This is a genomic window from Actinoplanes sp. NPDC023801, assembly GCF_040639655.1.
Classification (GTDB): domain Bacteria; phylum Actinomycetota; class Actinomycetes; order Mycobacteriales; family Micromonosporaceae; genus Actinoplanes.
In genome coordinates, this window is sequence record NZ_JBFAAI010000005.1 from 249,896 (window position 1) to 267,631 (window position 17,736).

Annotated in this window: 19 protein-coding genes; 9 read left to right on the plus strand and 10 right to left on the minus strand. The window is 69.3% G+C overall.

Annotation, left to right across the window (positions count from 1 at the left end; genetic code table 11):
• Nucleotides 1-158: 158 nt before the first annotated feature.
• Nucleotides 159-1,229, plus strand: coding sequence for a cellulose binding domain-containing protein (locus tag AB0G04_RS13065; protein WP_360981379.1), 1,071 nt, complete (start codon nt 159-161; stop codon nt 1,227-1,229).
• A gap of 129 nt (nt 1,230-1,358) precedes the next feature.
• Here AB0G04_RS13065 and AB0G04_RS13070 read toward each other — a convergent pair whose 3' ends face one another.
• Both AB0G04_RS13070 and AB0G04_RS13075 read right to left on the minus strand, forming a co-directional pair.
• Nucleotides 1,359-1,823 (minus strand): suppressor of fused domain protein, encoded by a 465-nt coding sequence (locus AB0G04_RS13070; protein ID WP_360981382.1) that lies wholly within the window; start codon nt 1,821-1,823, stop codon nt 1,359-1,361.
• Nucleotides 1,820-2,047 carry a hypothetical protein gene (locus AB0G04_RS13075; RefSeq protein ID WP_360981385.1) on the minus strand — a complete coding sequence of 76 codons (228 nt, stop codon included), beginning with the start codon at nt 2,045-2,047 and terminating at the stop codon, nt 1,820-1,822. The genes AB0G04_RS13070 and AB0G04_RS13075 overlap by 4 nt, the downstream gene beginning before the upstream one ends.
• A 125-nt stretch (nt 2,048-2,172) precedes the next feature.
• On the opposite strand from AB0G04_RS13075, the gene AB0G04_RS13080 reads away from it, so the two are divergent.
• Genes AB0G04_RS13080 through AB0G04_RS13095 form a run of 4 tightly spaced genes read left to right on the plus strand, consistent with a single transcriptional unit; the run spans nt 2,173 to nt 4,481 of the window.
• Nucleotides 2,173-2,604 carry a DUF1801 domain-containing protein gene (locus AB0G04_RS13080; protein ID WP_360981388.1) on the plus strand — a complete coding sequence of 144 codons (432 nt, stop codon included), beginning with the start codon at nt 2,173-2,175 and terminating at the stop codon, nt 2,602-2,604.
• A gap of 27 nt (nt 2,605-2,631) precedes the next feature.
• Nucleotides 2,632-2,925 carry a hypothetical protein gene (locus AB0G04_RS13085; RefSeq protein WP_360981391.1) on the plus strand — a complete coding sequence of 98 codons (294 nt, stop codon included), beginning with the start codon at nt 2,632-2,634 and terminating at the stop codon, nt 2,923-2,925.
• Nucleotides 2,926-2,933: 8 nt separating this feature from the next.
• Complete coding sequence (gene smpB / locus AB0G04_RS13090; RefSeq protein WP_360981394.1) at nt 2,934-3,413, plus strand: SsrA-binding protein SmpB; 480 nt, start codon at nt 2,934-2,936, stop codon at nt 3,411-3,413.
• 60 nt (nt 3,414-3,473) lie between these two features.
• A complete protein-coding gene (locus AB0G04_RS13095; protein ID WP_360981397.1) occupies nt 3,474-4,481 on the plus strand; it encodes an LLM class flavin-dependent oxidoreductase in 1,008 nt (335 codons plus the stop codon).
• Between the two features lie 20 nt (nt 4,482-4,501).
• On the opposite strand, the gene AB0G04_RS13100 is transcribed toward AB0G04_RS13095, so the two are convergent.
• Together AB0G04_RS13100 and AB0G04_RS13105 are read right to left on the minus strand one after the other, a co-directional pair.
• Nucleotides 4,502-5,095, minus strand: a complete 594-nt coding sequence (locus AB0G04_RS13100; RefSeq protein ID WP_360981401.1) for an MFS transporter — start codon at nt 5,093-5,095, stop codon at nt 4,502-4,504.
• Entirely contained in the window at nt 5,092-5,838 is a 747-nt protein-coding gene (locus tag AB0G04_RS13105; RefSeq protein WP_360981404.1) for a hypothetical protein, read from the minus strand. The genes AB0G04_RS13100 and AB0G04_RS13105 overlap by 4 nt, the downstream gene beginning before the upstream one ends.
• Nucleotides 5,839-5,938: 100 nt before the next feature.
• On the opposite strand from AB0G04_RS13105, the gene AB0G04_RS13110 reads away from it, so the two are divergent.
• From AB0G04_RS13110 to AB0G04_RS13120, 3 genes are all read left to right on the plus strand, one after another.
• The gene (locus AB0G04_RS13110) at nt 5,939-6,979 is read left to right on the plus strand and encodes a DUF5937 family protein (RefSeq protein WP_360981407.1); all 1,041 of its coding nucleotides are present in this window, start codon (nt 5,939-5,941) and stop codon (nt 6,977-6,979) included.
• Nucleotides 6,980-7,165: 186 nt separating this feature from the next.
• Nucleotides 7,166-9,742, plus strand: coding sequence for an RNA polymerase recycling motor ATPase HelR (helR, locus tag AB0G04_RS13115; RefSeq protein WP_360981410.1), 2,577 nt, complete (start codon nt 7,166-7,168; stop codon nt 9,740-9,742).
• 51 nt (nt 9,743-9,793) lie between these two features.
• Nucleotides 9,794-10,519 carry an alanyl-tRNA editing protein gene (locus AB0G04_RS13120; protein ID WP_360981413.1) on the plus strand — a complete coding sequence of 242 codons (726 nt, stop codon included), beginning with the start codon at nt 9,794-9,796 and terminating at the stop codon, nt 10,517-10,519.
• Nucleotides 10,520-10,576: 57 nt separating this feature from the next.
• Here the strand turns inward: AB0G04_RS13120 and AB0G04_RS13125 are convergent, their stop codons facing one another.
• From AB0G04_RS13125 to AB0G04_RS13140, 4 genes are all read right to left on the minus strand, one after another.
• Nucleotides 10,577-11,710 (minus strand): substrate-binding domain-containing protein, encoded by a 1,134-nt coding sequence (locus AB0G04_RS13125; protein ID WP_360981416.1) that lies wholly within the window; start codon nt 11,708-11,710, stop codon nt 10,577-10,579.
• A gap of 195 nt (nt 11,711-11,905) precedes the next feature.
• The gene (locus AB0G04_RS13130; protein WP_360981419.1) at nt 11,906-12,745 is read right to left on the minus strand and encodes a carbohydrate ABC transporter permease; all 840 of its coding nucleotides are present in this window, start codon (nt 12,743-12,745) and stop codon (nt 11,906-11,908) included.
• A gap of 101 nt (nt 12,746-12,846) precedes the next feature.
• On the minus strand, nt 12,847-13,758 hold the full coding sequence (locus tag AB0G04_RS13135; RefSeq protein ID WP_360981422.1) for a sugar ABC transporter permease: 912 nt from the start codon (nt 13,756-13,758) through the stop codon (nt 12,847-12,849).
• Nucleotides 13,755-15,134 carry an extracellular solute-binding protein gene (locus tag AB0G04_RS13140; RefSeq protein ID WP_360981425.1) on the minus strand — a complete coding sequence of 460 codons (1,380 nt, stop codon included), beginning with the start codon at nt 15,132-15,134 and terminating at the stop codon, nt 13,755-13,757. The genes AB0G04_RS13135 and AB0G04_RS13140 overlap by 4 nt, the downstream gene beginning before the upstream one ends.
• A gap of 98 nt (nt 15,135-15,232) precedes the next feature.
• Here AB0G04_RS13140 and AB0G04_RS13145 point away from each other — a divergent pair, with 98 nt between their 5' ends.
• Nucleotides 15,233-15,796, plus strand: coding sequence for a GNAT family N-acetyltransferase (locus AB0G04_RS13145; RefSeq protein WP_360981428.1), 564 nt, complete (start codon nt 15,233-15,235; stop codon nt 15,794-15,796).
• Between the two features lie 53 nt (nt 15,797-15,849).
• Here AB0G04_RS13145 and AB0G04_RS13150 read toward each other — a convergent pair whose 3' ends face one another.
• Both AB0G04_RS13150 and AB0G04_RS13155 read right to left on the minus strand, forming a co-directional pair.
• Nucleotides 15,850-17,277: an NAD-dependent succinate-semialdehyde dehydrogenase gene (locus AB0G04_RS13150; protein ID WP_360981431.1), complete on the minus strand. Its 1,428-nt coding sequence runs from the start codon at nt 17,275-17,277 to the stop codon at nt 15,850-15,852.
• 107 nt (nt 17,278-17,384) lie between these two features.
• A complete protein-coding gene (locus tag AB0G04_RS13155) occupies nt 17,385-17,717 on the minus strand; it encodes a hypothetical protein (RefSeq protein WP_360981434.1) in 333 nt (110 codons plus the stop codon).
• Nucleotides 17,718-17,736 lie beyond the last annotated feature (19 nt).

A 17,736-nucleotide genomic window follows, 5' to 3' on the forward strand; every position in this document is an offset into this window, starting at 1 on the left:
TCGCCCAGCACCAGCGCCTCTCCCGGGCAGCGACGAATCGACGGGTGACCATTCTTTGCGACTCCATTCCTCGAGTCCCATAGATGTGCGTTAATTGGGAGCGCTCCCAGGGTGCGCTGTCCCCGCGCGCCCGTCAAGCACATCCCCGGAGGCAACCCGTGCAAAGACGAAAATGGTCCGTCCTCGGTATCGTCACCGCTCTCCTGTCATTCGGTACGGTGGCCGCCGCTACCAGCGCCAACGCCGCCGCCGGCTGTTCGGTGAAGTACACCGTCAGCAGTCAGTGGACCGGCGGCTTCGGCGCGGCCGTGGACGTCACCAACCTCGGCGACCCGCTCCCCGGCTGGTCGCTGGTGTTCACGTTCCCGGCCGGACAGACCATCACCCAGCTGTGGAACGGCGCGGTCACCCAGTCGGGCTCGGCCGTGACGGTCCGCAACGCCGCATGGAACGGGTCACTTGCCACCAACGGCACGGCTTCGTTCGGCTTCAACGGCTCGTGGACCGGCAGCAACCCGGTGCCCACCGCGTTCACCCTCAACGGCGTGACGTGCACCGGCGGCGTCGTCCCCACCACGCCCACCAGTGAACCGCCGTCGCCCTCCCCGAGCACCGGCACCGGCGCCAAGACGAGGATCATGGCCCTGGGCGACTCGATCACCGGCTCGCCGGGCTGCTGGCGGGCTCTGCTCTGGCGGCAGCTCCCGGCCACCGAGGTCGATTTCGTCGGCACCCTGCCGGGCGACGGTTGCGGCTTCCCGTACGACGGTGAGCACGACGGTCACGGCGGCTATCTGGTGACCAACGTGGCCGGCCAGAACCTGCTCCCGGCCTGGCTCGCCACCGCCGACCCCGACGTGGTCCTGATGCACTTCGGCACCAACGACGCGTGGAGCAACATCCCGGCCGGCACGATCCTCAACGCCTACACCACCCTGGTCGGCCAGATGCGCGCCGCCAATCCGCGGGTCCATGTCGTCGTCGCCCAGATCATCCCGCTGAACCCGCCCACCTGCACCGACTGCGGCCAGCGGGTGGTCGCCCTGAACGCCGCGATCCCGGCCTGGGCCGCGTCACTGAGTACCGCGGCGTCCCCGGTCACCGTGGTCGACCAGTGGACCGGCTTCAACACCACCACGGACACCTACGACGGCGTGCACCCCAACGACGCCGGCAACGCCAAGATCGCCGCCCGCTGGTTGCCCGCAGTGCAGGCCGCCCTCGACTGACGCATCACTGGCCCGCCCGGCTTCAAGGCAGGGCGGGCCAGTCACGCGGTGACCTACGCCCACCGGCGCACCTCCAGTCACCCCGCACCGGCTGAGGCGGCGGACCGTCGCGGCGTTCGGCCGTGCCGCCTATCGAACCACGGCGAAGGACGGTCGGGACGGATCGAGCAGTTCCGTCACCCGCCCGCGGTCCAGCACCTCGATCAGCGCGTCGGTCCCCCGTTCGATCTTGACGGCTACCTCGTCCCGGTGCAGGGGGACCACCGCGAGCACGTTGATCTCCGTACCGTCGGGTGCGGTGCCGCCGGGAACGGTGATGCTCCGTGCCTCGGCGGGCACTCTCAACATCGGCGTGATGACGGCCCCGGCGAACGGCGTGCTCGCGGCGTACGGCTCGGCCGGGTCCCCGTTCGGCAGCGAATGCCATGGGCCGATCCACGTGCCGTACTCGTGCGGCAGCCGCGCGACCTGCTTCAGCAGCGTGATCGGCCAGTCGACGTCCGGGTTGCCGGGGTAGGACTCCTTGAGCGGCCAGTCGGCGGGCAGGCAGAGCATGACTTCGGCGTACGGGCTGATGCCCTCCGGCACGCTCATCGGCCGCTCATCCCGGAAGTGATCAGCGTGCGGTAGGGCCGCTCCTCGGTCGGCGCGATCACGTACACGTGCACGCTCACCAGATGTGATCCGAACTCGTGGTAGACGAAGTCGACGGGCCCGAAGTACCGCTCGATGGCCTCGGCGATCCCCTCACGCTGCCCCTGCGCCGCCACGAACCCATCGTGCAGAGGTTGATGCCGCAACACCCCGTCGCCACTCATGACGGCGAAGCCTAGGTGAATCGGCAGACGAACTCTACGCTGGCCTGATGACAAGGCTGGCGGGGCGGACAGGGCCGGCGGGGCTGGCGTGATGACAGGGCTGGCGTGATGGCAGGGCTGGCGTGATGGTGGAGCCGAAGACGACGCGGAACGATCTGAGCGTGGCCGACTTCCTGGCGGCCGTCGCTGATCCGCGGCGCCGCGAGGATGCCGAGGCGGCCTGTGCGCTGATGACCGAGGCGACCGGCGCCGAACCGGCGATGTGGGGCGCCGCGATCATCGGGTTCGGCACCTACCACTACCGGTACGCGTCGGGTCGTACCGGCGACTGGCCGGCCATCGCGTTGTCGCCGCGCAAGGAGGCCCTGACGCTCTACATCTCGGCGGGCTTCGACGGCTACGACGACCTGATCGCCCGCCTCGGCCCGCACCGGACGGGTAAGTCGTGCCTGTACCTCAAACGACTCGCCGACGTCGACCAGGCGGTACTGAAAGACCTGGTGGCACAGCAATTCCGGTATTGGGACGGACGCACGGTCATCTCCGAACGGCAGTAGGCCGAATCGGACGGCATAATCACCGGCGTGGACAACTGGGAATATGCGCGGCTGGAGTACCGCGCGGCGGGCACGCTCGGGGCCGACCGCTTCATGGATTGGACCGCGACGTTTCATCACCCCGGCGGTGTGCTGCGCTGGGGAACCGATGAGCGCTTCGACGACCTGCGGCACCTGAACCGGGCCGGGCAGGCCGGCTGGCAGGCGTACGACCGGGCGGTCATCCACGTGAAGGACGAGCCGCATCGGCTGAGCAGCGTGACGTACTCGATGCGCCGCACGATCCCCGCCGACCTGAGCGACCCCGCACCGGAAGCCTAGGGAGAGACATGCCCAGGGAGACCGGCGTCAAGCTGATCGCGTCGAACAAGAAGGCGCGGCACGACTACGCCATCCTGAGGACCTACGAGGCGGGGCTGGTGCTGGCCGGCACCGAGGTGAAGTCCCTGCGTCTGGGCCGGGCCTCGCTGGTGGACACGTTCGCGCAGGAGCACGAGGGCGAGATCATGCTGTACGGCCTGCACATCGCGGAGTACGGCTTCGGCTCGTGGACGAACCACACGCCGCGCCGCACCCGCAAGCTGCTGCTGCACAAGGTCGAGATCGTCAAGATCCTCAACCAGCTGCGTGACGGCTCGGGCCTCACCCTCGTGCCGCTGTCGCTCTACTTCAAGGACGGATGGGCCAAGATCGAGCTCGGCGTGGCGAGGGGCCTCAAGTCGTACGACAAAAGGCAGGTCATGGCTGAGCGGGATGCGAAGAAGGAGATCGCCAAGGAGATGGGCAGGCGCCTGAAGGGGCGTCGCTAAAAGGGGCACTGCTGCTGAAAGGGGCACTGTTGCTGAAAGCGGCATCGTTAAGATCGTCGGGTGGAATTCGGCCTGGACACCTTCGGTGACGTCAACGGCAAGCCGTACGCGGAGGTGATCCGGGACGTCGTCGAGCAGGGTGTGCTCGCCGACCGGCTCGGCGTGGACTTCTTCGGCGTCGGCGAGCATCACCGCGACGACTACGCGATCAGCTCACCGGAGATCGTGCTCGCGGCCATCGCGGCGAGGACCCAACGGATCCGGCTCGGCACGGCGGTCACGGTTCTGAGTTCCGATGATCCGGTACGGGTGTTCGAGCGCTTCGCCACGCTTGACGCCGTCTCCCGCGGCCGGGCCGAGATCATGCTGGGCCGCGGTTCGTTCACCGAGTCGTTCCCGCTGTTCGGGTACGAGCTGGCCGACTACGAGCGCCTGTTCGCCGAGAAGCTCGATTTGATGTCCGAGCTGCTGTCCGAGGGCCCGGTCACGTGGGAGGGCTCGATCCGCCCGCCGCTGCGCGATCAGCAGGTCTACCCGAAGACCGAGTCCGGCCGCATCCGCACGTGGATCGGCGTGGGCGGCAGTCCCGAGTCGGTGGTCCGCGCCGCCCGGTACGGCCTGCCGCTCGTCCTGGCGATCATCGGTGGCGCCCCGGCACGGTTCGCGCCGTACACCGAGCTGTACCGCCGCGCCCTGAAAGAACTCGAGCAGGAAGCACAGCCGATCGGTGTCCACTGCCCCGGCTTCGTGGCCGAGACCGATCAGCAGGCGGTCGACATCCTGTGGCCGCACGCCCGCCGCAACCTGGACCGTATCGGCCGCGAACGGGGCTGGCCGCCGGCGACCCGCGCCCGTTTCGAGGCCGACGTCACCGAGGGCGCCTGGCACGTCGGCTCACCCGAGACGGTGGCCCGGAAGATCGCCGCGACGGTCAAAGCCCTCGAGGTCGACCGTTTCAACCTGAAGTACTCGCACGGCCCTCTCCCCCACGAACACCTGACGAACTGCATCGAGCTGTACGCCACGAAGGTCATCCCCCGGGTCCGCGAGCTCCTCAGCGCCGGATGAGGACCATCGGCGAGTGAAATTCAGCGGCGGACCAGGATCGTGACCAGCATCGTCGCCGCGCCCGCGGTGGCTATCGCGATGGCTGGGGAGGTGAGTTCGGCGAGTGCTCCGGCCAGCAGCGGGCCGGTGCCCTGCAGCGCCATCATGCCGGTGGAGAGCAGCGCGAACAGCTGGCCCACGCGGTCCGGCGGGGCGGCTTCCAGGAACGCTCGCTGCAGGCCGAGGCTGTAGGCGAATCCGAAGCCGGAGAGCACCAGCAACGTCACGGTCACCGGAAGCGGCGGGTTCGCCGGCAACAGCAGCAGCGGCGCACCCAGCAGCAGCACGAGCGGAGCGGTGAGCCGTTCGCGCCCGGCCGGGCGGACGAAGCGGCCGACAATCAGGTCGCCGAGGAGCATGCCGGCCGCGGGGGCGCCCATCAGCAGCGCCCCGGATCCGGCCGGGAGGCCGCGGCGGGCGCCGTAGGAGACGAGCAGGGCCTCCGCACCCACCGCGAGGGCGCACGGCAGCCACTGCGCGAGCAGCAGCCGCCGGATAGTGGGGTGAGCGAGCATGTCCCGGGCCCCGATCCAGCTGTCCCGGACCGCGCCGGGCCGCTTCCGGACCGGGTTCACAGCGCGGCCGGCCGGAGTGCCGGCAGGTCCGGCGGATTCAGCAGGTCCGACGGGTGCAGCAGGTCCGACGGGTGCAGCAGGTCCGACGGGTGCAGCAGGTCCGACGGGTGCAGCAGATTCAGCGGGTCCGGCGGACTCAGCGGGTGCGCCGGCTTCTGCGCTGAGGGTGAGCTGCATCGCGGCGGCGGCGGCGAGCAGGAAGCCGGCGGCGGACAGGAGCAGCGCGTCCCGGGCGCCGAGCGCGGCCACCGCAACGCCGCCACCGGCCAGCCCGAGGAGCTGGGCGATCGATGACGACATGGAGGAAACGGCGCGGCCGAGAACGTACGCGTCGCCGGTGAGCCGTTCGGCGATGACTTTCGCGGCCGCACCGGCGAAGACCGGGGTGACCGTGGCGATGGCCGCCACCAGCAGCACGCTGCTACGACGGGCAGGTCGGCCAGGGCCAGCGTGGTGCTGAGCGCAGCCTCGGCGGCATAACCGGCCACGATCAGCGGCCGGGAGCGGAGCCGGTCGGTCAGTGAGCCCAGCAACAGGCCCCCGACGAACTGCGGCAGAAACCCGGCTCCGAAGGCCAGCGCGCTCAGCAGCGGCGATCCGGTCGTCGTGTAGACGAGCACGGACAGGGCGAAGATCTGCAGCGAGGTGGCGCTGATCGCGAAACCGCGGGCCACGAAGAGGGTACGGAAACTCGGCTCCGCGAACACCTCCCGATAGGTGGCCGGACGTTCGGTGACGGTCATGCCGCGAGCGTGCCGGGGGCCGCCGCGGACAGCGAATGTTTCGTCCACTGGCGTAAGGTCCAGCGGCGTAGGGTCAGGTCCCGCGGCGTAGGGTCGGGCCGTGCGGTTCGAGGTGGGCGCGGAGGATCTGGTACGGACGCGGTTCGCGCTGTCACCGGTGTTCGAACTGCAGAACGTGCTGCGAGCACTGGCCGGGCCGCATCGCCGGGGTGTGCCGGAGGCCTGGCTGTCGCGGCTGCGGCCACCGTTCGAGCGGCTGCGGGCCGGCGATCCGGCGGTGGACGCGGTCCTCGCACTGCACACCGAGCGGGAGGGTGCGACGTTCCTGTGCCCGCCACCGGACCGGCTCGCGCAGAGCATCGAGGAGGATCTCGCGGCACTGCGTGCGGCACCTCAGGCGGCCGCGCGGGCGGAGATCGAGTTCTATCTGGCCCGCCGGTCCGACGTCAGCGCCGCCGCCCGGGACGTACTGACCGGGCCGGACGTGCTGGAACGCCTGGCGCTGGCGCTCACCGCCGCCTGGTCCGGGCTGCTGGCCGAGGACTGGCCACGGATGCGGCTGCTGTGCGAGCGGGACGTGGTACACCGCGCCGCCGAACTGGGCCGGGCCGGCTGGGGCGCCGCGCTGGCCGGGCTGCATCCGAGAGTGCGCTGGCGGGACGGCGGCATCCAGATCGACAGGCGGTTCTCTGACCGGCGGTCTTCTGACGGGCTGGAGATCAACGGCCGCGGGGGCGACGGGCGTACGGACGAGGTGGTCTCCCTGGCCGGCCGAGGCCTGCTGCTGGTGCCGTCGGTGTTCGTCTGGCCGGAGATCGCGTTCTACGCCGATGACCCGTGGCCGAAAGCGATCGTCTACCCGGCCCGCGGGGTGGCGACCCTGCTGGAGGACGGGCCTCGACCGGCACCGGATCACCTGGCGGCGCTGCTCGGCCGGTCCCGGGCGCTGCTGCTCGACTCGCTCGCCGACGCGGCCAGCACGAGTCAGCTGGCGCGGGCGTTCGGCATGGCGGCGGGTGCGGTCGGCGACCATCTCGCGGTGCTGCTGCGTTCCGGGCTGGTCACGCGGGCCCGGTCGGGGCGTTCGGTGTTGTATCTCCGGACGCCCCTCGGGAATGCGCTGATCAACCGCCGGCCATGACAACGCGACCCAGTAACTGCGCGAGCAATTACAGCGAGCCAACAAAAAGGGCGGATCGGGAACTACTTCCCTCCGCCACTTCTAAGCTATAGCACGCCTGGGGGCTTGCCGCAAGACCCTATTCCCGGCGCAGAATCATCGCTCGAGCCCATCCCGGGCGCCCGAGATCTGCGGAACGGGGAAGCCTTGAACCTGCCCATCACCAGCGCTTTCGATCTGCCCGAGCGGCTCGCCGCCAAGGCGGTACCGGCATTGATCGCCGCGGACGACGAACACTTCGCGACCATAGCCGGGAGCCTGGAACGGTCGATCGCCGATCTGACCGCCCGCCTCGACGCCGAACGCCGGGCCCCGGCCGGCAAGGGCCGTCAGGCCGTGGACCGCGACGACGCGGTGCGCCGTTTGAGTTCCCGGCTGCGCGCGCTCCGCCGATACAGCTTGGACCTGTGCCTGGGCCGCATGGTCTACGCCGACGGCCGCACCGTCTACGTCGGCCGGCTGGGACTGACGGGCGACGGATTGCACCAGGCAGCCGGGTTGAGCAGGGCAGACGGACTGAGCAGGGCAGACGGGCTGAGCAGGGCAGACGGACTGAGCAGGGCAGACGGACTGAATGGGGCAGGCCGGCGGGACGGGGCAGACGGACGGGACGAGGCGGGCGGACCGAACACCGGTGGCGGGACCGGAGGCGACGGTGATCGGCTGCTCGTCGACTGGCGGTCGCCGGCCGCGGAACCGTTCTTCGGCGCCACCCACGCCAACCCGATGGGTCTGAAGAGCCGTCGCCGCTACCGCTGGACGGCCGGCCGGGTGACCGACTACTGGGACGAGCTGTTCACCGCAGAGCTGCTCGACCCGGACAGCGTCGAAGGGCATGCGGCACTCGACGACCAGTCGGCGTTCATCGCGAGCCTGGGTAGCAGCCGGTCGCCGCGGATGCGGGACGTGCTCGGCACCATTCAGGCCGACCAGGACGCGATCATCCGGGCCGGGTCGGCCGGGGTGCTCGTGGTCGACGGCGGTCCCGGCACCGGCAAGACTGTCGTGGCTCTGCACCGTACCGCCTACCTGCGCTATTCCGACCCACGGCTGGGCCGGGGACGCGGCGGCGTGCTGTTCGTCGGGCCGCACGAGCCCTATCTGGCGTACGTGGCCGACGTACTCCCGAATCTCGGGGAGGACGACGTGCAGACGTGCACGGTACGCGATCTCGTGCCCGAGGGCGCCGTGGCAGTGGCCGAGACCGATCCCGAGGTGGCCCGCCTCAAGTCGTCGGCCGAGCTGGTCCGGGCGATGGAGACGGCGGTGCGGTTCTACGAGGAGCCGCCGGGCACCGGCATGACGGTCGGCACGGACGAGGGTGATGTACGCCTGACCGCGCAGGACTGGGCGACCGCGTTCGACGCACCGGACCGGGGCACACCGCACAACGAGGCCCGCGAACAGATCTGGGAGGAACTGCTCGCGATCGTCGCGGAACGGTCCGGTGCGAGCGAGGCCGAGCTGGAGCGCCACGATTCAGGCGGCAACGGTTCGGGCCGTACCGATTCGGGGGGCGTCCGTGAGTTGCGTACCGCCCTGAATCGGGCCTGGCCGATGCTGAAGGCCACCGATGTGCTCGCCGATCTCTGGTCGGTACCCGCCTACCTGCGCAAATGCGCGCCCTGGCTGACCGTTGACGACATCCGCCGACTGCAGCGGCCGGACCCGCGGGCGTGGACCGTTGCGGACCTGCCGCTGCTGGACGCGCTGCGGCAGCGGCTCGGTGACTCGTCCGCTTCCGGTCGGCGGCGCCGGGAACGGGCCGCCGTCGCCGCCGGGCGCCGGCAGATGGACCGTGTCATCGACGATCTGATTGCCTCCAACGAGTACGACGACGGCGAGGGTCTGATGACGATGCTGCGCCAACAGGATCTGCGGGAGGTGCTGGCCGAAGGCAGCGTGCTGCCGGGCGCCGACCCGGATCTGCTGGCCGGGCCGTTCGCGCACGTGGTGGTGGACGAGGCGCAGGAGCTGACCGACGCAGAGTGGCAGATGCTGCTGTCCCGGTGCCCGTCGCGCAGTCTCACCGTGGTCGGCGACCGCGCGCAAGCCCGGCACGGCTTCACCGAGTCCTGGCAGGAACGCCTGGGGCGGGCCGGACTGGGCGGGGCCGGACTGGGGCAGGCGGGGCTGGGGCAGGCCGGGCCGGGACGCGTTGGGCTGGGGCAGGCCGGGCCGGACCGGATCACACTGGCCACGCTCACCGTCAACTACCGGACGCCGGAGGAGGTCATGGCGGAGGCCGAGCCGGTCATCCGGGCCGCTCTGCCGGACGCGAACGTGCCGATGTCCATCCGCAGCAGCGGCATCCCGGTACACCACGGCTCAGTGGCGGAGCTGGACTCGATCCTGGAGTCGTGGCTGGCCACGCACGCCGAGGGGATCGCCTGCGTGATCAGTGACAGCACGGTCCCCGTGGCGGGGACGATGCCCGCGGGGTCAATGCCGGTGGGGACGATGCCGGCGGGGACGATGCCGGTGGAGTCGATGCCGACGCGGGACCGGGTGCGGTTCCTGACGCCGTCACTCGCGAAGGGGCTCGAGTTCGACCTCGTGGTCCTGATCGACCCGGACTCGTTCGGGGATGGCATCGAAGGCGCGGTCGACCGGTACGTGGCGATGACGCGCGCCACGAGCCGTCTGGTGGTGCTGAGCAGTTCACATCAGGTGGTGCTGAGCAGTTCGCAACAGGCGGGGCAGGAACAGGGGCGGCGCGGATAGGGCCGGCACTGATCCGGCACGGTCACGGCCCGGGGCGATAGAGTCGGGTTCGTGACGGAGCGTCTGGACTGGATCGACCCGACCGTTCGTGAGTGGGACTGCACCGTGGTGTGGTCGGACCCGGCTGATCCGGAGGCCGGCATCGTGCTCAACCGGTCCGCCTTCTACCCGGGCGGTGGCGGGCAGCCGCCGGACCACGGCGTGCTGCTCTGGGAAGGCGTGCGCACCCGCATCGTCGACACCCGCAAGGGCGACGAGCAGTACCTGATCCCGGCGCCCGGTGATCCGGTGCCGGCGGCCGGGACGACGGTGCGGGGCGCGCTCGACGACGATCGGCGCAACAGTTTGATGCGTACCCACTCGGGATTGCACATTCTCTGCGGCACCGTGTTCCGTGACTTCGGCGCCCTGGTGACCGGCGGAAACATGCAGCCGGGGGAAGCCCGGATGGACTTCAACCTGCCCGAGGTGCCGCCCGGCTTCAAGCAGGCGCTGGAGGAGGCGGTCAACGCGGAGATCTCCGCCGACCGCAAGATCGTGGCACGGGTGCTGCCACGGGCGGAGGCACTGGAGATTCCCACGCTCGTCCGCACCCAGGACGCGCTGCCACCGCTGGATCACCCGGAGATCCGGGTGATCGACATCGTGGGCCTGGACGTGCAGGCCGACGGCGGCACCCACGTCGCCTCGACCGCGCAGGTCGGGCGGGTCGAAGTGGTCAAGGTGGAGAGCAAGGGCCGGCAGAACCGCCGGGTCCGGATCCGGATCGCGGACTGAGCGGGCCGGCCGGCCCTCGGAGGGCCCGGGTGGGCATCGTCCTACCTTGAAGCTGTCCTACTTGATGATGCCGGCGTTGCGGCAGGCCCTCTTGAACTTCGCGTTGCAGAGGGTGTTGACGTCCACGAAGCCCGCCTCGACCACCGTCTTGATGTTCTTGATGGTGATGGCCTGGGGCTCCAGCTTCACGAACGGGATGTAGAGGCCGGACTCCGGGTCCTTCAGCTTGGCCGCGGCCGGCACCTTCTTGCCCTGGAAGAGGTTGACGGCCAGCTCGGCGGCGGCGTTCGCCTCCAGCTTCACGTCCTTGAACACGGTGACGCACTGGTCTCCCGCGAGGATGTTCTGCAAGCCCTCGGTCGTCGCATCCTGACCGGTCACCTGGACCTTGCCGTTCAGGCCCTTCTCCCGGAGCACCTCGATGGCCGCGTTGCCGAGGCCGTCGTTGGCGGCCAGGACGCCGTCCAGGTTCGGGTACTGCTTCAACATCAGGGAGAAGATCTCGCGGCCCTCGTCGTTGTCCCACTCGGCCACGTACTGGTCGGGACCCTTCTGGAACTCACCGTCGTTGAACAGCTGGTTCAGCACCGAGTCGTAGCCGTCCTTGAACAGGAAGGCGTTGTTGTCGGTCGGCGAGCCGTTGAGTGAGGCGACCACCGGGTTGGCGATCTTCTTGGCGGCCAGGCACTTCTTCAGCTCGGTGGCCTGCAGGACGCCGACCTTCTCGTTGTCGAAGCTGACGTAGTAGTCGGCGCCGCCGTTGAGGGTGAGCCGGTCGTAGTCGATCACCGGCACGCCGCGGCTGCGCGCGTCCTGGATGACGGCCTTGCCGCTGGCCGCGTCCAGGTTCGCGATGACGAGCACCTTGGCGCCCTTGTCGAGCAGGGTGTCGGCGAGCCGCTTGAACTCTTCCTTGTCGCCCTCGGCGTTGACGATCTGGGCCTTGACGCCGGCCTTCTCGAACGCCGCCTGCAGGAAGGCCGGGTCGGACGTGCTCCACCGCGCGGAACTCTTGGTGTCGGGCAGGATCACACCGATGCCGACATCGCCGGTGATGGTTTCGCTCCCACCGTTCGAAGTCGCTGCGCTGTCGCTGCCGGTGTCACCGGTGTCGCCCCCGTCATCACAGCCTGTGAGCGTGGCAGTCGTCAGCAGGCCGGCGGCGACCAGGGCGAGCAAAGACTTGCGCATGCGATCTGTGTCCTCTCAGGGTTCCCCGAGATGCGGTGGGCGCTGGGAACGGTCCGCCAAGTATCGGTCAGCGCACAACGTGATCATCGTCGGGTGGGGGCCGGAGAACAAGATTATTCATTTCTGCGGGGCTACTGCCAACAATCACTCTAAGTATTTGTGAAGATTGCTCAGAGTTAGAGGAAAGTTGACTGATCATCCCTTGTCCGCACCGGCCGTAAGTCCCTCGGTCAACAGCCGTTCGGCCGCGAAGAAGATGATCACAATAGGCAGGGTGAGCACCACGGAACCGGCCATCAGGACGGTTTTGCTCACCTCGATGCCGCCGGAGAGCTGCGCCAGGCCGAGGGAGACGGTCCAATCAGCTCGATCCTCCACGAGAAAGAGCAACGCGAACAGGAATTCATTCCAGGCGATCATGAATACGTAGAGGGCGTTCGCCATCACCGCCGGAGCGGCCAGCGGCAGCACCACCTTCCGCAGCGTCTGAAGGCGGCTGTACCCGTCGACCGCGGCGGCCTCCTCCAGGCTCTCCGGGATCGTGGTCAGGTAGTTGCGAAGCATGTAGATCGAAACCGGCACGGTCTGCGCGATGTACACCAGCGTCAACCCGGCCAGCGAGCCACGCAGCCCCAGCCGGGTGAAGAGCACGAACAGCGGGATCGCCAGCAGGATCGACGGGAACAGGTAGACCGCCAGGAACAGGAAATGCACCTGCCGGCGGCCGAAGAACCGCAGGCGGGCCACCGCGTACGCCCCGGGGATCGAAACCAGCAGAGTCAGTGCCGTCGCGGCCGCCGAGACGATCGCCGAGTTCGCCAGGAACCGCAGGAACCCCTGGCCGCCGTCGTCCGAGGACGTGAGCACCTCCCGGTACGTGCGCAGGGTCCACTCCGACGGCTCGATCCACAGCCGGCCCGGGTTCTGCAGCAGTTCCTCGATCGGCCGCACCGACAGCAACAGCATGTACAGGAACGGGAAGAGCGTGATCACCGCGAGCACCGTGATCACGATCGGCCGCAGCACCCGGATCACGCGGTTCTCGAAGGAAGCCCGGTCGAACGGGGCCCGCTCAGTTCTTGCCCGCTCAGTGCTAGCCCGCTCAGTACCAGCCCGGTCAGTAGCAGCCCGGTCCATCACTCCTCCTCTCGCGGGTCCACCCGCGGGGCCAGGAAGCGCAGATAGATCACCAGCAGCACGACCAGTCCGGCGGCCAGGACCAGCGCCTGGGCGGCCGCGGCGCCGATGTCGAAGCGTGCGGTGAGGAACTCGTACACCCGGACGCTGACCACCTCGGTGCCGGAGCCGCCGCCGGTCAGCAGATAGACGTCGTCGAACTTGTTGAAGGTCATGATGAACCGCAGCACGCTGAGCAGGGCGATCACCGCACCGAGCTGGGGCAGCAGGATGTGCCGGAAGATCTGGGTGGGTGCGGCGCCGTCCACCCGCGCGGCCTCCTCCAGATCAGCCGGTACCGCCTGCAGCCGGGCCAGCAGGAACAGGAAGGCGAACGGGAAATACCGCCACGTCTCGAAGGCGATCACGGTGAACAGCGCGTATTCGCGCTGACTGAGGAAAGCGATCGGACGGTCCCAGTCGAGGAACCGCACACCCCAGTCGTTGACCAGCCCGAACTGAGGGCTGAGCAACACGTTCCACACGAACGCCACGGCCACCACCGGAGCCACGTACGGAAGCAGCACCGACGCCCGGACCATCGTCCGCCCCCGGAAGCGGCCGCGCAGGGCGAGCGCCGCGACCAGGCCCAGCATGATCGATCCGACGGTCGAGCCGATCGTGTAGACGAGGGTGGTCCACAGCGACGACCAGAACCCCGGCGAGGACAGCACCGTCTCGAGGTTCGCCAGGGTGTACTCGCCGAAGACCCCGGCCCGGCGCAGATTGATCAGCCGGATCCGCTGGAAGGCCAGCATGACCGTCCAGAGGATCGGCAGCACCACGACGACCAGCACCACCACCAGCGTCGGGGACAGGTAGGCGAGCCCGGCCCGGTTCTCCCGCTGCCGGGCGGTCAGCGGCCGGCTCACTCCAGGGACTTCTGGATCGCCGTGACGTCGTCGGCGGCACGCTTCGCCGCGCCGGCAGCGTCCACCTCACCGTTCGCGAGGCCGTTGATCGCCTCGGGTACCGGCAGCTCGCCGAGCGTGGCGCCGACCAGCTGCCCCTGTTTCTGCGGGAATCCCCAGCGCTGGAACGTACCCGGGCTCTCCTGCAACGCGGTGAGGAAGTCGGCGGGATAGATGTCGCCGAGCGGTTTCTTGGTGTCCACCCCGGCCGGCAGCTTGTTCCAGTCGGCAACCCCGGTACGGACCGGGATCTTGCCCTCCGGGGCGATACCCAGCCAGTCGGAATACCCCTCGTTCATCATGTACGCGACGAACCGCTTGGCAGCGTCCGAGCGCGGACTGTCCCGGGTGATCGCCCAGCTGGTGATCTCGCCGTACTGCGAGGGCTGCCCGCCGGCCCCGGCGATCGCGGTGACCACGCCGGTGTTCTTCGCCAGCCACTGCGGGTCGGCCGCGCACTGCGGACAGGTGGGCAGGGCGTCGTTGCGGAGCCCGGCCAGTTCGTCCAGCAGGAACGAGGACCAGATGACCATGGCCGCTTTGCCGGAGAAGTAGGTGGCCCGGGTGGTGTCGACGTCCTGCGCGCCCGGCACCGACCACTTCTGGACCAGGTCGGCGTAGAGCTGGAACGTTTCCACGCAGGCCGGTGACTGCAACTGCACAGCTTTGGCCTCGTCGACCAGCTGGCAGTTGTTGCCGAGCGCAAGGTTCTCGAACGTCTGCTGGGTGAAAGCGTCGTTCCCGACCGTCGCCAGCGTGATTCCGGCGACGTCCTTGCTGTTCAGCTTCTCCGCCGCGGCACGGATGGCGTCGTACGTCTCCGGAATCGGCAGGCCGGCCGCCTGGAACAGGTCCTTGCGGTAGAACAGCAACTGCGCCCAGCCGTCCGACGGCACCGCCAGCTGTGCGCCGTCCTGGCTGGTCAGTTCCAGCGCGCGGGGAGAGAAGCCGCCCGCCCCGAGCTGATCGACGACGGCCTTGGCATCGTCGGTGTCGACCAGTTCGTTGGTGTGCATCTGCGCCACCGCCGCGAGAGGCAACGCCCCCACCACGTCGGGCAGCGTGCCGGCCGCCGCGGCGTTGGTGATCAGGCTGCTGAACTGGTTCTCGTCGGTCGCGACCAGCTTCACCTGGATGCCGGTGTCGGCGGTGAAGCGGTCGACGATCTTCTGGGTCGCCTGGATCCGGTCGGTCAGGTTCTCCAGGCTCCAGACAGTGAGCGTCTCACCCTCCGGATGGCTGGCGTCGTCGCCGCAGCCGGCGAGCGCGGACGCCGTCAGTATCAGCGTGGACGCCGCAGCGACCCATCTCGAAACGCATCTCGACCCCGTCGTCATGAGACGTCACCCCCGGTTACGGCTGGGTTACATCAATGACGGTAAGTCCGGTGTGGCGATTCCGCGACCCGAGAAGAGATGACGCAAGAATGGGCGATATGACGCTGACCGTCCGGCTCGCCACCCGCGACGACCTGCCCGCGCTGCACAAGCTGATGGCGGCGGCCATCGCGGAGCTGCAGAAGGAGTTCCTCACCGAGGCGCAGATCGCTGCCAGCGCCGCCATCATGGGCCTGGACACCCAGCTCATCGACGACGGCACGTATTTCGCCGTCGTCGAGAGCAGCGGCGGCGGCGGTGAGGCAATTCGCGGGTGCGGCGGGTGGAGCCGGCGTGCCACCCTCTACGGCGGCGACCACACCACCGGGCGCGACGCGGCGCTGCTGGATCCCGCAAAAGACCCGGCGAGGGTACGCGCCATGTACACCGACCCGGCCCACACGCGTCGGGGCATCGGCCGGATGATTCTTGCCGCCTGCGAGGAAGCCGCGGCGGCGGAGGGCTTCCGGGCCGTGGAGCTGATGGGCACCATGTCCGGGCAGCCGCTCTATGCCGCGGCCGGGTTCGTCGTCGTCGAGCATCTTCACGACGACCGTGGTGGCGCCCCCGTCCCGCTGGTCCGCATGTGGAAGACCATCCGGGCCGGCAGCGCTGCCGGCTGACAGCGCTGCCGGTTCACGGCTCCACCAGTTCACGGTTCTGCCGGTTCACGGTTCTACCAGTTCACGGCGATGTACTTGCTCTCCAGGTACTCCAGCAGACCGTCGTGGCCGCCCTCCCGGCCGATACCGCTCTGCTTCACCCCGCCGAACGGTGCCGCGGGATCGCTGACCAGCCCGCGGTTGATGCCGACCATGCCGGCCTCGATCGCCTCGCTCACCCGCAACCCGCGCGCCAGATCCTGGGTGTAGACGTAAGCGACCAGGCCGTACTCGGTGTCGTTGGCGAGCCGTACCGCCTCCGCCTCACCGGTGAACGTGACGATCGGTGCGACCGGCCCGAAGATCTCCTCCCGCAGGATCGGCGCATCCGCGGGCACCCCGGTCAGCACCGTCGGCGGGTAGTAGAAGCCCGGCCCCTCCGGCCGGCTGCCGCCGATGACCGCCTCGGCGCCACCGTCGAGGGCGCCCTTCACCAGGCTGTCCACCTTCGCCACGGTGTCCTCGTTGACGAGCGGGCCGACCTGCGTCTTCTCGTCCGTGCCCGGCCCGACGACCAGCGCCGACATGCGCTGCGCCAGCTTGCGGGAGAACTCGGCCGCGACCGGGCTCTCGACGAAGAACCGGTTCGCGGCCGTACAGGCCTCCCCGCCGTTACGCATCTTCGCGATCATGGCGCCGTCCACCGCGGCGTCCAGGTCCGCGTCGGCGAACACCACGAACGGGGCATTGCCGCCCAGCTCCATCGACGTGTTGACCACGTTGTCGGCAGCCTGGGCCAGCAGGATCCGGCCCACCTCGGTGGAACCGGTGAACGACAACTTGCGGACCCGGGCATCCCGCAGCATCGCCGAGACGACTTTGCCCGAGCTGCGCGACGGCAACACGTTCACCACGCCCTCGGGGACACCGGCCTCCGCCAGGATCGCGGCCATCGCGAGCGCGGTCAGCGGGGTGTCACTCGCCGGCTTGAGCACCACCGTGCAGCCGGCCGCCAGCGCCGGGCCGATCTTGCGGGTGGCCATCGCGGCCGGGAAGTTCCACGGCGTCACGAGCACACACACCCCGACCGGCTGCCGGACCACCAGGATCCGGTTGGCGCCGGACGGTGCGGTCGCGACCGCACCCTCGCCACGCACCGCCTCCTCGGCGAACCAGCGGAAGAACTCGGCCGCGTACGTCACCTCGCCCTTCGCGTCGGTGAGCGCCTTGCCGTTCTCGAGGCTGATCAGTTTCGCCAGGTCAGAAGCGCGTTCGGTCATCAGCTCGAACGCCTTGCGGAGAACTTCCGACCGTACCCTCGGAGGTGTCGCCGCCCATCCCGGGCCCGCCGCTGCCGCCGCGTCCACCGCGGCGATCGCGTCCGCCTCCCCGCCGTCGGCGACCGAGGCGATCGTGTCGCCGGTCGCCGGGTCCGACACGTCGAACCGGTTCCCCGACGAGGCCGGCACCCACTTCCCGGCAATGAACAGGTCGGTCTCCACAGCAGCTCCTCACCTTCACGGCTGGCAAAACTCACGGCTGGCAAAACTCACGCTGGCCACACTCACGGCTGGTAGATCTCCCGGCTGGTAGATCCACAGGTGGTGTCTCACAGGCAGTTCCCGCCCAGCATTCCCCGGAACGTGACGCTCCGCCATGATTCCGCCGCGCCCCGGCTGGGCACATTGAGGGCATGGCTACCATTACGCAACGCATCCAGGCCTTCCTCCACAGCCCGCGCGGCCGGCAGCTCACCGAGCAGGGCCGCCGCCAGCTCGCCAAGCCGGAAAACCAACAGCGTCTCCGCGGCCTGATCGCCAAGTTCCAGGGACGCGGGCACCGCCGCTGACCGGTGCCGACGACAGCCGGGACCGACGGCAAACAAGACCGAGGCGATCAAAACCGCGGCGATCAAAACCGCGGCGAACAAGACCGGCGGCATTCGGGCGCCGGGAACGATC